Genomic DNA, 15,418 nt, shown 5'->3' on the forward strand with positions numbered 1-15,418 from the left:
GGTATTAGCCAGCAGTCACAACATTCCTCTTCGTGTATATCTGAAAATAGTCATTGCAATTCTAATTTCTATAATCCTATATTTCTATCTGCGATATATTAAAAAGAAAAGGTTCGGCAACTAGTCTCGCCTAGAGCATGGTTATAAATAGAACAAGAGATAGTATTAGTTTCTAATATTAAAAATTAACATGCTACTTATTAATGTCTGACTTAGGAATCAGGAGCGTTAAGAAAATTTCAATGTAATCCGTTAAAAAATTTCCACTGTCTGAGCATTGGACTTACTCAGAACCGAAGCAGAACCGGATGATCCATGCGAGTTTGGAAATTTTAGGAGTACATTCAAATTTTTAGTGGATGATTCCCGTCTTGAACTTTTGCATACTTTTGCTTCAAGGCAAAAGTATAAATGAAAATCATAATAAATATTTCACAGGGTATTTGTTTTAGTTCTTTTTTAATTTGTGTAAATGGTATTAGCCACCAGTCATTTAAAAAGTAGTATGGTACTCATTAATACCCGACTTAGGAATCAGGAGCGTTAAGAAAATTTCAATGTAATCCGTTAAAAAATTTCCACTGTCTGAGCATGGGATGTATTTAGAACCGAAGCAGAACCGGATGATCCATGCGAGTTTGGAAATTTTAGGAGTACATTCCAATTTTTAGCGGATGATTCCAGTCTTGAACTTTTGTATACTTTTGCTTCAAGGCAAAAGTATAAATGAAAATCATAATAAATATTTTACAAATTATTTGTTTTACTTCTTTTTTAATCTGTGTCTTTTATTTATTAATGGTATTAGCCAGCAGTCACAACATTCCTCTTCGTGTATATCTGAAAATAGTCATTGCAATTCTAATTTCTATAATCCTATATTTCTATCTGCGATATATTAAAAAGAAAAGGTTCGGCAGCTAGTCTCGCCTTGAACATGGTTATAAATAGAACAAGAGATAGTATTAGTTTCTAGTATTAAAAATTAACATGCTACTTATTAATATCTGACTTAGGAATCAGAAGCGTCAAGAAAATTTCAATGTAATCCGTTAAAAAATTTCCACTGTCTGAGCATGGGATGTATTTAGAACCGAAGCAGAACCGGATGATCCATGCGAGTTTGGAAATTTTAGGAGTACATTTAAATTTTTAGCGGATGATTCCCGTCTTGAACTTTTGTATACTTTTGCTTCAAGGCAAAAGTATAAGTATAAATTATGAATGAAAATCATCAAATCTGGATTTTCATCTCTCAATGAAAAACCGTATTTTTGTACATCTAAAAAGTAAAAGAACGAATGAATTCCTACAAAAATCCATTGGAAGAACGCTACTCCAGTGAAGAAATGTTATTTAACTTCTCACACAATAACAAATTCCAGAATTGGAGAAAGCTTTGGATAGCTCTTGCTGAAATCGAAAAAGACCTTGGACTTGAAATTACAGACGAGCAGATCGCTGAGTTAAAAGCTAATGCTGAAAACATCGATTATGAGAAAGCAGCAGAGTATGAGAAAAAATTCCGTCATGATGTAATGGCTCACGTTCACGCTTATGGGGATGTGGCGCCTTCAGCAAAAGGAATTATCCACCTGGGAGCAACTTCAGCTTTTGTAGGAGACAATACAGACTTAATCCAAATCCGTGACGGACTTTTAATCTTAAAGAAAAAGTTGGTTAACGTCATGAAGAACTTAGCAGACTTTGCTATTCAATATAAAGACCTTCCCACTTTAGGATTCACACACTTCCAGCCGGCTCAGTTGACAACAGTTGGGAAAAGAGCTACGCTTTGGTTACAGAGTTTGGTTCTTGACATCGAAGAATTGGATTTCTTCCTTGAAACCCTTCGTTTCAGAGGAGTAAAAGGAACAACAGGAACTGCTGCAAGTTTCCTTGAGCTTTTCAACGGAGATTATTCCAAAGTAAAACACTTAGATAAAGAACTTTCAAAAAGATTCGGCTTCGATAAAGTGTTCGGAGTTTCCGGACAGACTTACGATAGAAAAATCGATGCGAAAGTAGTTGCTTTATTGGGAAATATTGCACAGTCAGCACACAAATTCACAAACGATTTACGTCTGCTTCAAAACCTTAAGGAAATTGAAGAACCATTCGAGAAAAACCAGATTGGTTCATCGGCGATGGCTTACAAGCGTAATCCAATGAGAAGCGAAAGAATCGGAGCATTGGCAAAATATGTAATGTCTCTGACAACAAGTTCTGCAATGGTAGCCTCTACACAATGGTTTGAAAGAACATTGGACGACTCTGCCAACAAGAGATTAACAATTCCTCAGGCGTTTTTGGCCGTGGATGCTATTCTTTTGATCTGGAACAACATCATGAACGGAATCGTTGTTTATCCAAACAGAATCAACAAGCACATTATGGAGGAACTTCCTTTCATGGCAACAGAATACATCATCATGGAAGAGGTAAAAGCGGGTGGTGACCGTCAGGAAATCCACGAGGTGATCCGAGTTCACTCTATGGAAGCTTCCAAAAAAGTGAAAGAAGAAGGAAAAGAAAACGACCTTATCGAAAGAATCCTGAATGATGATTCTTTAAAACTAGACAAATCAAAACTGAAAGAAGTTTTAGATCCTAAAAACTTTATTGGTTTCGCGCCGATCCAGACGGAGGAATTCATCAAAAATGAAGTGCAGCCGATTATAGACCAAAACAAAGACTTAATAGGATTGGAAGCTGATCTTAAAGTATAAAACAATATGCAGTCTTTTGGGCTGCATATTTTATTTAATTCGTATGAAGATTTACCTGTTTTTTATTTTATCTTTATTTCCTGTGATGATATTTTCTCAGGATTTAAAACCGAATAAAAAAATCAGATCCGATGCCGATTTTAGCCATATGGTTTCAGGGATGACCGCTCCTGTTAGTTTGGGTGACTTTTCCAGAACGGCATTGTTTACAAACTCTAAAAATGACAGCGTTTTTGCTGCAGAATATGAAAATAAGAGTAACGATGTATTATTTAAATTCAAAATTATTCCGGCTTTTCTTGATGAAGAAAGGCTTTTAAATCATTATTATAGAGATTTAGCTGAAAGAAAATATACTCCTAAAGAAAGTGAAAAAGTAAATAAAGGAGTAACCTTTAAAGAAGGAAAGTTCAAGCTTCACGGAATCAGCAGCTATTTTAACCATCTTAACAGACTGATTAATGTAAGAGTGTATGATGCGGGTTTTTGGATTTTTATTTCAGAAATAAGCCAAAAAGGGAATGATACTTTAGTTCTGGATAAAATGCATGACGAATTTTTAAAGAATTTACAACCAGCAAAAATTGTACAAAATAATCCTTTAACAAGATATTCAAATATTATTTATGCACCTGTTGCTGCTCGTGACACGATATTATTAAGAATCACCATGAGTAGTGCTACAAATAAGATGAAATGGATATATGAGAATATTGATAAATATGAAAGAGCTTCAGGAATTCCTGGAATCCTTTTAGATTTTCACATGGCGGGAATTAATGGTTTTATAGATTATAAGACGAAAAAAAATTCCACACCAATTAAAGAAGGTAATTTCACAGTAGATAAATTGATTTCGTTCTTCACAAAACTTAGAAATGATGGTTTCACAGACGAATATTTAATGGAGCAGTATAACTATTTATTAAGTCCGCCAGAAAATCATCAGTTTGATTATGAAGGTTATCAAAAGTGGAAGCTAAACAATTCTATAGACTATGATGTTGCTAATAAGTATTATATTATTGTAAATTCGCGTAAGAAAACAGATCTCACTAAAGACGAGTAAATTAAGCTTTGAAACCATTTCCAATTCAATGAAAAAAATACTTTTAACCATCATACTGATACCAATCCTTTCTTTTTCTCAGACTAAAGAAGATTTACATTATTTCAAATCCAAAGATTCTTTAGTAGGAGTAAAAGATAAAGCAGGAAAAATAATTGTTCCTGCACAGTTCAAAGTCTTTTCATTCCTTAAAGATGGAGATCCTGTAGAAGGAGAAACCATTCTTTTTGATGGCAGTAAAGAAGGCGAAAAACCGGAGAAAAATGCATGGGGCTATGTGTATGACAGAAATGGGAAATTCCTGTATCAGCCTTTCCTTTATGACAATGGAGCAGATTATTTCTCTGAAGGACTAAGAAGATTGGTTAAAAATGGTAAAGTAGGATTTGCAGACCGAAACGGAAAGATCATTATTGAAGCTGAGCATGATTTTGCATCCCCCTTTAATTATGGATATGCTGCATTTTGTGATGGCTGCGACTGGGAAAAAACAAATGACGAGCACAGATCCATTGTAGGCGGAAAATGGGGTGTGATGAATGTCAAAGGAGAAACTGTTCAGCCAGTTGCAAAACAGTCTGGAAATGATGTTGAAATAGACGGAAAATACTACCCGAATCCGTTTCAGTACAATGAAAAGGAGAAGAATATCCTTCAGTTCTTTGAAAAACAGAAGAAAAAGCTTTCAGATCTTTATTATGTGAACTTTTATAATAAACTGTCTGAAAAAGAAAAGAATCTGTTTTTTGAAATTGTGGAAAGACCAAAAGAAAACTTTCCGTATTATCAGGTGAATACCTATAATCACAAGAAGAAAGATTTGGATATGCTTTACCGTTTCAAATTCCTGGTTTCAGAAGATGGTAAAACATTTTATGCCATTGAGGATTTTAATGAAAAGAAAGTTCCTTTTGAAAACTGGCTGAAAGAAGAAATAAAAAATGCTGAGGATTTTCAGAAAGAACACAAGGATAATCCGAATAAATTTATAAACAAATAAAGATAAAATTGGAAATTCTATAGGTCAAATTTGAAGAAAATACGACTTATTCCTTTAAATTTGTACAGAATAATGATTGGAGGGAAAATCTCTTTCAAAAATTTCCAATATAGATGGGTTTAAAGAAAGAAACTTTAACTCAGTAAAAAGAAAAATAAATCTAATATTAAAAATCTGACATCTAATTTTTAATAATGTTACAGAATCAGAATCATCAACAATTAATGACCGATCTTAAGGAGCTGGTAGACAAGACAAGAAGTCAGGTCGCTGCTCAGGTAAACTCGGCAATGGTGGTTTTGTACTGGGAGATAGGAAAAAGAATAAATGAAGATGTTTTAGATAATAAGAGAGCAGAGTATGGTAAAGAAGTTATTGTACAAATCTCTCAACAACTTACGTTAGAATTTGGAAATTCATTTTCTGAGAAAAATATCCGGAAAATGATGCAGTTTGCGTCTGTATTCAGTGATTTTAATATTGTCGCATCAGCGATGCGACAATTATCATGGACCCATTTTTTACTCCTCATTCCTATTTCACAAGATACTAAAAGAAACTTTTATCTTGAAGTTTGTAAAATTGAAAACTGGAGTGTCAGAGTCTTAAGAGAGAAAATCAATTCTCTGCTTTTTGAACGAACAGCAATAAGTAAAAAACCTGAGGAAATAATAGATAAAGAACTGAAAAACTGGTCTGAAAGTAATATTTTAAACCCTGATTTGGTTTTTAAAGATCCCTATTTTCTTGATTTTTTAGAATTGAAGGATACCTTTTCTGAAAAAGATTTAGAAGAAGCCATTATCGTGGAACTTCAAAAATTCATTTCTGAATTGGGAAGTGATTTTGCATTTCTTTCAAGACAGAAAAGAATCACAATAGATAACAGAGATTACTACCTGGATTTACTTTTCTATCACAGGAAACTAAAATCCTTGGTCGTTATCGAACTGAAATTAGGTGAGTTTGAAGCCAGCCATAAAGGGCAGATGGAGCTTTATCTCTCATACCTTAATAAATATGAAAAAGTAGAAGGTGAAAACCCTCCCATTGGTTTAATCCTTTGTTCCGGGAAAAATTCCGAACATATAGAACTCATGAATCTGGAAGGGGATAATATAAAAGTAGCAGAATATTTACTTATCTTACCTTCAGAAAAAGTTTTGCTTGAAAAATTGCATCGTTCAATAGAGATAGCAAGAAATAAATTTGAAAATAAAAAATAAATCTAATATTAAAAATCTGACATCTAATGTCTAATAACAAAAGAATTTTCGTAGAAAAAAGAGGAATTTTCGATGTTGAAAGTCCAAAAATTTTTGATGAAGTAAAAGCGGTGGTTCCGGCAGTTCAAAGTGTGAAAGTATACAATGTGTATGATATTTTCAACCTGAACGACGGAGAATTTGAAAAAGTGGTGAACAACACTTTCGTAGACCCTGTTACTGATATTTTACATACAGAAAACCCTGCAAAAGCTATTCACTTCGGAATGGAATTTTTGCCTGGTCAGTATGATCAGAGAGCAGATTCTGCACAACAGTGTATCGCTTTGCTGACTGAAAATGAAAAATCAAAAGTAAGAAGTGGAAAATTAATCGAATTTGAAGGAGTTTCTGAAGCGGATTTGGTTAAAATCAAAGACCTTCTGATCAACAAAGTAGAATCTCAGGAAAAAGACTTATCCATTCTGGATATTCCTGCAGATGAAACCCCGTCAAAAGTAATCATCCACGAAAATTTCATCAATTTCAATGATGCTGAACTTGAAAATTTCTACAACAATCATGGTTTTGCATTAGGATTGGATGACCTGAAATTCATTCAGGAATATTTCAAAACTGAAGAAAGAAATCCTACGGAAACAGAATTAAAAGTATTAGACACGTATTGGAGCGACCACTGTCGTCACACAACATTCGAGACAGAATTGTCAGATATTCAGTTTGAAGGTCAGTTCAAACACACATTGGAAACGATTTTCAATGATTATATCGAGAAAAGAAAATTCTTAGGCCGTGAGCTAAAGCCAATTTCCTTAATGGACCTGGCAACAGTATGCGGTAAATATTTCCATAAAACAGGGAATCTTGATAACCTTGTTATTTCTGATGAGATCAATGCATGTACGATCCAGATTGAAGCAGAATATGATGGTAAAAAAGAACCTTGGTATTTATTATTCAAAAACGAAACGCACAATCACCCTACGGAAATTGAACCGTTTGGTGGAGCATCTACTTGCTTGGGAGGTGCTATCAGAGATCCGTTATCCGGAAGATCTTTTGTTTTCCAGGCAATGAGATTAACGGGTGCTGCAGATGTTTTAGAATCTGTAGATAAGACATTACCAGGAAAATTACCTCAGAAAACGATTACAAAGCAGGCTGCCAACGGATATTCTTCTTACGGTAACCAGATTGGTCTTGCTACGACAATGGTTTCTGAAATCTATGACGAAGGCTATAAAGCTAAAAGAATGGAAGTTGGTTTCGTAACCGGAGCCGTTCCTGTAGATTGGGTAAGACGTGAGAAACCTGCTAACGGTGATTCAATCATCATTTTAGGAGGTGCAACAGGTCGTGACGGAGTAGGAGGAGCAAGCGGAAGTTCAAAAGAGCAGGACGAAACTTCTATCCACACCATGAGTTCGGAAGTTCAGAAAGGAAATGCTGTAGAAGAGCGCAAAATTCAGAGACTATTCAGAAATCCTGAAGTGACGAAGCTGATCAAAAAATCAAACGACTTCGGAGCAGGAGGTGTCTCTGTAGCAATCGGTGAAATTGCAGACTCTTTAGAAGTAAACCTTGATGTATTACCATTAAAATACGAAGGATTAAACGGAACCGAGCTGGCTATTTCCGAATCTCAGGAAAGAATGGCGGTAGTTGTGGATCCTCAGGATAAAGAAAAATTCATCAGATTCTGTGAAGCTGAAAATATTGTTGCGGTAGAAGTAGCAAAAGTGACAGATTCAGGAAGAATGCAGATGTTCTGGAAAGGTGACAAAATTGTAGACCTTTCAAGAGCTTTCTTAGATACCAACGGATGTTCAAAATCTCAGGAAGTGAAGATCACTCATCTTGAAGAAGTAAAAGAAGAAACAAAAGCTTTCACAGCAGAAAACTTCCTGAACATCTTAAAAGATAAAAATGTAGCTTCCCAGAAAGGATTGCTTGAAATGTTCGACTCTTCAATTGGAGCCACTACAGTAGCAATGCCTTTAGGAGGGAAATATCAGCAGACCCTTATGGAAGGAAGTGTGCAGACACTGCCGATCTTAGGAGCAAAAGATATAAAAACTGTTTCTCTGGCAAGCTGGGGATTCGATGCTGAAATCTCAAAACAAAATTCACTATTAGGAGCATCTTATGCTGTCGTAGAGAGTGTGGCGAAGATTGTGGCGATGGGAGGTGATTATAAAAACATCAGATTAAGCTTCCAGGAATACTTCGAAAAATTAGGGCAAAATCCTGAAAAATGGGGTAAACCTCTAGCATCACTTTTAGGAGCTTACGATGCACAGATCAATTTAGGTCTTGCAGCCATCGGAGGAAAAGATTCCATGAGTGGAACCTACCAGGATCTGAATGTTCCGCCGACCTTGATTTCTTTTGCATGTGCCAACGGAGATAAAGAAAATATCATCTCTCCTGAATTGAAAAGTGCAGGGAACAAACTGTATTTCTTCAATCACGTTGCTCAGGAAAGCGGACTTCCAAACTATGATGCTTTAAAAGAAGCTTTTGAATTCATTTTCGAAAACATCAAAGCAGGAAAAATTGTTTCTGTAAAAACAGTAAAAGAAGGAGGTCTGGCAGTAGCCTTAGCAAAAATGAGCTTCGGAAACAGATTAGGTGCTGAAATCAATGCTGATGAAAGTATTTTATTGGCGAAAAATATTGGTAGCCTGATCATTGAAGCTAAAGAAGAATTAAGCGCTGTAAACCTTCAGTTGATTGGAAAAGTAGTTGAGGATGAAACTTTGAGCATCAACAATTTCAAATTTCAAATTTCAAATCTCGAATCCAGTTTTACGGGTACTTTCGAAAACCTTTTCCCAACAGTAGAAAAAGAAAAGATCACGGTTGAAATTGATGAAAAATCAAACTCAATCCATCCAAGAAATATCATCATTAAAAAGCACGGAATCGCACAGCCGAAAGTATTTGCTCCGGTCTTCCCGGGAACCAACTGTGAGTACGACACGCTGAATGCATTCCAGAAAGAAGGCGCTGTAGTAAGCAGCTTGCCTTTAATCAATATCAATCATCAGTTACTGGATGAAAGCATTGATGCATGGGTGGAAGAGATCAGAACTTCTCAGATTCTGGCCTTCTCAGGAGGCTTCTCTGCCGGAGATGAGCCGGATGGTTCTGCAAAATTCATTGTCAACGTTCTGAAAAACGAGAAAATGAAAAATGCAGTTCACGAATTATTAGACAGAGACGGAATGATTATCGGGATCTGTAACGGATTCCAGGCGCTTGTGAAATCAGGATTGTTACCTTACGGAAGAATCAAAGATCTGGATGAAAACTCTCCAACGTTAGCTCATAATGCTATCAGAAGACACATCTCTCAGATGGTTACTGTAAAAGTAGTGAATGACGAAAGCCCTTGGTTAAAAGGAATGAAAGGACAAACTTTCACTATTCCTATTTCCCACGGAGAAGGACGTTTTATGGCTTCAGAAGAAGAGATTAAGAAATTGTATGAAAACGGGCAGATTGCTACCCAATACATTGATCTTGACGGAAACATCGCACACGGAATGCCATTCAATCCTAATAATTCATTATTCGGAATTGAAGGAATCACCAGTCCATGTGGAAAAATCTACGGAAGAATGGGCCATCCTGAACGTTTTGCAGAAGGTCTCATGAAGAATATACCAACCGCGAATTATCACAACATATTCAAAAACGGTGTTGAATACTTCAAATAACAATACAAGAAAAATGATCGTCATCCATGGCGGTCATTTTTCGTCTTTAAGAGGTTTCTACGAAGAAGTTTCCAGTGTTCTGATGAAAGATACAGACTGGAAAGTAGGGACATTAGATGGTTTTGATGACATCCTTTACGGAGGGTTTGGAGTAATCGAAGGCAAAGAAGAAATTGAAATCATCTGGAAAGAATCAGAAAAGTCAAAAGAAGACTTAGGCTTTAAGGCCACCCGTGAATTCTATGAAAACAAGATTAGACAGGGAAAACCCTTCAATACAGAACTCATTCAACAGAAATTAAATGAATTGATCGAAGGAAAAGGACAAACACTTTTTGAAATCCTGATTGAAATTATAGAATCACATATGAATATTACGCTGAGCCTGGAATGATGAGTAATGAGTAATGAGTAATGAGTGGAAATTTTGAAATATTGACATTTTCCAGTTAGCTTCATCCAATCAACTTGTTGATTCCTTCTTTGCTTCCTTGGATCAACATAGTCACAATAAAACCTTTGCGTCAAAAATTTAACCATTAAGAATAATAAAGATTGTAAGAAAAGTTAAGAGTCATCGCTGATGAATAAGGGATTCTGCTTCATAATAGCTTTTGCTGTTGCCTTAGTAATTCTTCATCTCTTACAAAACCTTAATGGTCAATTCACTTCATTCAACAAGGATATAAATACGTCTATTGCTGAGTGAAACGCCCTTGCGAACGAAAAAATTAATATAAAAACTTTGCGTCTTTTGCGTTAAAAACTATGCAATTTGAAAGATATTAAGAATTTTTCTCACTATTTTTACTTCAACAAAAAAGGAAATAACAGAAGTTGAATGAAGAAAATTATTTACGGGCTGTTCTTCGGTGACAGCATTACCTATGGAGAATATGACGGCGTTTTTGGAGGTTGGGTAGATATTCTGAAAAGATATGCCCTGCAGAAATTTCATGAAGGAAATGGAGATGAACTGATCCTGTTCAATCTCGGAATAGGAGGAGAAACCACAGAAGGATTGCTCAAAAGAATTCCTCATGAACTGGCTGCAAGAAATTCTGCTGATGGAAATATCGTTTTTCTAAGCTATGGAGCCAATGATCTTGCAGTAAAAGATGGAGTACAGATTGTAGATCCTGAAAAATTTAAAACCAATATCAAAGAAGCCGTTGCCCATGCCAGACAGTTTTCCAATACCATTTATCTCGTAAGCATTCTTCCTTTTTCTCAAAAAATAGATGGAGTAGTGGTAAGTTCAGGGAAGAAAAGAATCAACGAAGATGTTGTCGCATATAATCAGATTTTGAAAAATATTGCGGCAGAAGACTCATTGGGATATATTGATTTTTATTCTGCTTTCCTGGATGATAAAGAAATCCTGCTTTCTGCAGACGGTGTGCATCCTAATGAAAAAGGCTATGGAATGATGGCCGAAATCGCAATTCCAATCATTGAAAAGTATCTTTAATGCCTAGTTTATTTTCTTATGGAACCCTGCAGAAAGAACAGGTACAGCTTGAAACTTTTGGAAGAATTTTACAAGGTGAAAAAGATATTTTATCAGGCTACAAATTAAGTATGCTTGAAATCACAGATCCTGAAGTCCTGAGGAAAAGCGGTCAGAAATACCATCCTGTACTGGAATTTTCAGGAAACAATAAGGATGAGATAGAAGGAGTACTTTTTGAAGTGACAGATGAAGAAATCCTCCAGGCAGACGAATATGAAGTAGATGATTATAAAAGAATAGAAACAGTCTTTAAATCCGGGAAAAAAGGATTTATCTATGTCGGAAAATAGTTTCTCATCTTTTAAAACGTCCCCATACTGTCATTGCGAGCAAAGCGAAGCAATCCCACTGTCTCCTATAAAATTTCAACGGGACCTTTGTCATTCCGGGCAAAGCAAGGAATCTAAGCTTGAATGTTCTCTCACAGATTTCGCAAATGAAGTAACTTTTAGACTTAATAAGTGCTTTTCTACTAATATGACCAATTTAATATTCAATGGAAATGGGCTTTAGCCCACTTATCTTATAAATAAATCCATCGGCTTTAGCCCAAATTTAAAAAAACTACTGACATACCCTTGTCACAACCTGTTTTTATCTTTGTGCTAACAAAAAATCAATAAATGAATAACGTAAAAATAGAACCTTTTAATGTGATCGGGATCTCTGTAAGAACAACCAATGAAAATGGACAGGCAGGAAAAGATATTCCGGTATTATGGGAGAAAATGATCAGCGAGAATATTGTCAATTCAATTCCAAATAAAATAGACAATACCATTTATTCCATCTATACAGATTACGAAAAAGACCATACAAAGCCTTATACAACAGTTCTTGGATGTAAAGTCGAAAACCTTGATAACATCCCGGAAGGAATGGTTGGCTATTCTTTTGATGGAGGAGATTATCTGAAATTTGTCCCAAAAGGAGACCTTTCAAAAGGGTTGGTTATCAACGAATGGTTAAAAATCTGGGAAATGGATTTGAACAGAACATTTACCGCCGATTTTGAAGTGTACGGAGAAAAAGCACAAAATCCTTCAGATGCCGAAGTAGATATTTTTATTGCTGTAAAATAAAAAAAAGTGAAAAAACTTGCCTTCACAACCTTCCAACTGAAGACGTGATATTCCCCTCCCTCGGAGGGGTGTCAAAAATTCAAAGAATTTTTGACGGGGTGGTTTAAACTTCCAGCACACAGCTTCTTTCTTCAGCTTAGCTGAAAACATATTTCCCATACACCAAGACTCCGACAATCACAGATGCAATGGCCGTCAGGAATACAGCTCCGGCAGCAATGTCCTTAATAAAGCCAATTCTTTTGTCGAAATCAGGTTGAATGATATCACAGATCTTTTCAATAGCGGTATTGAAAATTTCAGCACTTAAAACAGCGAATGAGGCGATAATAACCAAAGCGGTGTCTGTGCTGCTCAGGTTGAAATAAAAAATAAGGAAGAGATTGACAAAAAATGCCAGAAGTTCAATCTGGAAATTCCTTTCTGTTTTAATCATCATAAAAACACCCCGGAAAGCATTGAGAAAACTTTTATGGATGGGAGGTTTTTGCATATTTTTAAACTTTTGAGACAAAGATAGTCTTTGTATTTTGATAAAATAGAGTTGCCCGAAGAAATATAAGTATAATATCAAGGCTCAAAACAAATTAAGGATCTTTGTTAAAAACTCCTCCATATTATTCTTTTCTTTGTTGTATCTATTTATTATATTTGTAGAAACTTATTTTATAAATCTATGAAATTTATTATTTCAAGTGGTGAACTGCAGAAGGCTTTGCAAACTGTAAGTGGCGTAATATCAAGCTCTCAATCGAGACCGATTTTAGAAAACTATCTTTTTGAATTAGACGGAAATAATGTTACCATTACAGCATCTGACGGCGAGACAACTCTTGTTACTTCCCTGGAAGTAAAGTCTGATGATACAGGTAAATTTGCTGTTCCTGCTAAAATTTTTCAGGATTTTATCAAGACATATGGTGAACAGCCTCTGACATTTGTTGTAAAAGACAATGCAGAAGGTACCGGAAGCCAGCTTGAGATTTTAGATGAAAAAGATAATTTCGCAGTAGCATTAGACAATGCTGATGACTATCCTGAATTACCGGAATTTGACGCTTCCCAAAGTGTAACGATGCCGGCAGGAGTTTTGTCTGAAGCTTTGACAAACACACTATTCGCTACAAGTAACGACTCTCTTCGTCCGGTAATGACAGGAGTTCTTTTCCAGTTTGGAGAAAATGAAACCAATTTCGTTTCTACAGACTCCCACAGATTGGTGGTGTACAAAAGAGCAGACCTGATGAATGCCGAGCCGATGGAGTTTATCATGCCTAAAAAGCCTCTTAACATTTTCAAAAATATCCTGGCAAGTTCCAATGAAGACGTAACCATCGACTTCAATGAGAATATGGCTAAGTTTACTTTTGGTAAGCATATCTGGATCTGCAGACTGATTGATGGTAAATATCCGAACTATACAGCGGTAATTCCAAAAGAAAATCCAAATGTATTGACCATCAACAGAAACCTGTTGTTAGGAGCAATCAAAAGAGCATCTATCATGTCCAACAAATCTACCAACCAGGTAAGATTCAAGCTTTCCGGAAATATTCTTCACCTTCATGCAGAAGATACTGAATATGCAAACAAAGCAGACATGCAGATTCCTTGCGACTACAACGGAGAAGATATCAATATCGGATTCAGCTCAAAATTCTTAACAGAAATGCTGACGATTTTAGGATCTGACGATATCACCATGAAAATGTCTCAGCCTAACAGACCAGGAATCATTGAACCTCTTGATGGTCTTGAAGAAAATGAAAATATCTTAATGTTATCAATGCCGGTAATCGGATTATAAGATTAATATAACGAATAAATAGAAAGCCGGAATTTTCCGGCTTTTTTTGTAGTCTGCTCTCTGACTTATAGTTGTAAATAGGGATTAATCGACTTAGGAATCAGGAGCGTTAAGAAAATTTAAATATAATCCGTTAAAAAATTTTCATTGTTTGAGCATGGACAAAATTTAGAACCGAAGAAGAACCGGACGATCCATGCGAGTTTGGAAATTTTAGGAGTACTTTCAAATTTTTAGCGGATGATTCCTGTCTTGAACTTTTGTATACTTTTGCTTCAAGGTAAAAGTATAATAAGAGAAAAGCGCATTCAAAAGAATATTAAATCAATAGTGTTATTTGTGAATCATTAGCGTCATTAGTGTTTAAATTAACTCATCATGGAAATAAAAATACAATCTTACCAAACCTCAGATTTTTCCGCAGAGTTCAAAACTGAAAATTACAGCGTGTTTCTATGGAAAGGTTCCGGTGTTTTCTCAGTAGATGGCATTAATTATTCTTATGACGGATACAATATTCTCTTTCTTTCTCCTTATCAAAAGGTGAAGCTGGCTTCGGAATCTGATGAGAATATCCACGTGCTTTTCTTTCATGGTGATTATTACTGTATTGAGTATCACAAAGAAGAAGTAGCTTGTAACGGGCTTCTTTTCAATAATATTTATCTGAATCCCGGGGTTGAGCTGTCAGAAGAAAACTTCAATTATATTCTTGAGTTTTTTAGTCATATTAAAAAAGAAGAACGTGAAAAGCATCCGTTTTCTGAATCCATTATCAAAACCTATATCCAGCTCATTCTTGCTATCGGAAGCAAACAGAAAAGCAGTATTGAAAACAGCATAATTTCTAATGAAAAGCTTCCCAATAAAAACGCTGCAGAATTTCAAAAACTGCTGGAGACGTATTTTAAAACAGAAAAAGAACTGTCATTTTACAGTGATAAACTGAGTATAACCAATAATACATTAAGCAAAGCGGTAAAAAAAGAATTTGCCAAAACACCCACACAGCTTATTAATGAGAGAATCATTCTTGAATCTAAGAAACTGCTTCATTTAACCTATCGGTCTGTCAAGGAAATTGCTTCAGAGTTGGGATTTGCCGATGAATTTTATTTCAGCAGATATTTCAAAAAATCCGTTGGCTGTTCTCCTAAAAATTACAGAGAAAAAGTGGGAATCTCCGTAGTGGCGAAAATGTCCATGTAATGTCCCGAAATGTCTATGTTGGCGCTCTGTGCATGTGAATACCTTTGGTAAAAAATAAATC

The 15,418-nt window shown here is 35.5% G+C and carries 12 protein-coding genes; 11 read left to right on the top strand and 1 reads right to left on the bottom strand.

What is annotated here, in order from left to right; translation table 11 throughout:
- Positions 1–1,301 precede the first annotated feature (1,301 nt).
- The 9 genes from purB to LIV57_RS21150 all read left to right on the top strand — a co-directional run bounded on the left by purB (position 1,302) and on the right by LIV57_RS21150 (position 12,341).
- Positions 1,302–2,729, top strand: a complete 1,428-nt coding sequence (purB, locus tag LIV57_RS21110) for an adenylosuccinate lyase (protein WP_227944182.1) — start codon at positions 1,302–1,304, stop codon at positions 2,727–2,729.
- Between the two features lie 43 nt (positions 2,730–2,772).
- Entirely contained in the window at positions 2,773–3,798 is a 1,026-nt protein-coding gene (locus tag LIV57_RS21115; protein WP_227944183.1) for a hypothetical protein, read from the top strand.
- A 28-nt stretch (positions 3,799–3,826) separates the two neighbouring features.
- Positions 3,827–4,798 (top strand): WG repeat-containing protein, encoded by a 972-nt coding sequence (locus LIV57_RS21120; protein WP_227944184.1) that lies wholly within the window; start codon positions 3,827–3,829, stop codon positions 4,796–4,798.
- Between the two features lie 194 nt (positions 4,799–4,992).
- The gene (locus LIV57_RS21125) at positions 4,993–6,024 is read left to right on the top strand and encodes a YhcG family protein (protein WP_227944185.1); all 1,032 of its coding nucleotides are present in this window, start codon (positions 4,993–4,995) and stop codon (positions 6,022–6,024) included.
- A 26-nt stretch (positions 6,025–6,050) separates the two neighbouring features.
- Complete coding sequence (locus tag LIV57_RS21130) at positions 6,051–9,746, top strand: phosphoribosylformylglycinamidine synthase (protein WP_227944186.1); 3,696 nt, start codon at positions 6,051–6,053, stop codon at positions 9,744–9,746.
- Positions 9,727–10,140 (top strand): ribonuclease inhibitor, encoded by a 414-nt coding sequence (locus LIV57_RS21135; protein ID WP_227944187.1) that lies wholly within the window; start codon positions 9,727–9,729, stop codon positions 10,138–10,140. The genes LIV57_RS21130 and LIV57_RS21135 overlap by 20 nt, the downstream gene beginning before the upstream one ends.
- A gap of 447 nt (positions 10,141–10,587) precedes the next feature.
- Positions 10,588–11,217, top strand: a complete 630-nt coding sequence (locus LIV57_RS21140) for an SGNH/GDSL hydrolase family protein (protein ID WP_227944188.1) — start codon at positions 10,588–10,590, stop codon at positions 11,215–11,217.
- Positions 11,217–11,549, top strand: a complete 333-nt coding sequence (locus LIV57_RS21145) for a gamma-glutamylcyclotransferase family protein (RefSeq protein ID WP_227944189.1) — start codon at positions 11,217–11,219, stop codon at positions 11,547–11,549. The genes LIV57_RS21140 and LIV57_RS21145 overlap by 1 nt, the downstream gene beginning before the upstream one ends.
- A 333-nt stretch (positions 11,550–11,882) precedes the next feature.
- A complete protein-coding gene (locus tag LIV57_RS21150) occupies positions 11,883–12,341 on the top strand; it encodes a GyrI-like domain-containing protein (RefSeq protein WP_227944190.1) in 459 nt (152 codons plus the stop codon).
- Positions 12,342–12,477: 136 nt separating this feature from the next.
- On the opposite strand, the gene LIV57_RS21155 is transcribed toward LIV57_RS21150, so the two are convergent.
- Positions 12,478–12,834 carry a diacylglycerol kinase family protein gene (locus tag LIV57_RS21155; RefSeq protein ID WP_227944191.1) on the bottom strand — a complete coding sequence of 119 codons (357 nt, stop codon included), beginning with the start codon at positions 12,832–12,834 and terminating at the stop codon, positions 12,478–12,480.
- Positions 12,835–13,017: 183 nt separating this feature from the next.
- On the opposite strand from LIV57_RS21155, the gene dnaN reads away from it, so the two are divergent.
- Positions 13,018–14,148, top strand: a complete 1,131-nt coding sequence (gene dnaN, locus LIV57_RS21160; protein WP_034699704.1) for a DNA polymerase III subunit beta — start codon at positions 13,018–13,020, stop codon at positions 14,146–14,148.
- Between the two features lie 378 nt (positions 14,149–14,526).
- Entirely contained in the window at positions 14,527–15,357 is an 831-nt protein-coding gene (locus tag LIV57_RS21165) for an AraC family transcriptional regulator (protein WP_227944192.1), read from the top strand.
- The last annotated feature ends 61 nt before the right edge of the window (positions 15,358–15,418 follow it).

This window comes from Chryseobacterium sp. X308 (genome assembly GCF_020733145.1).
GTDB classification, from domain to species: domain Bacteria; phylum Bacteroidota; class Bacteroidia; order Flavobacteriales; family Weeksellaceae; genus Chryseobacterium; species Chryseobacterium cupriresistens.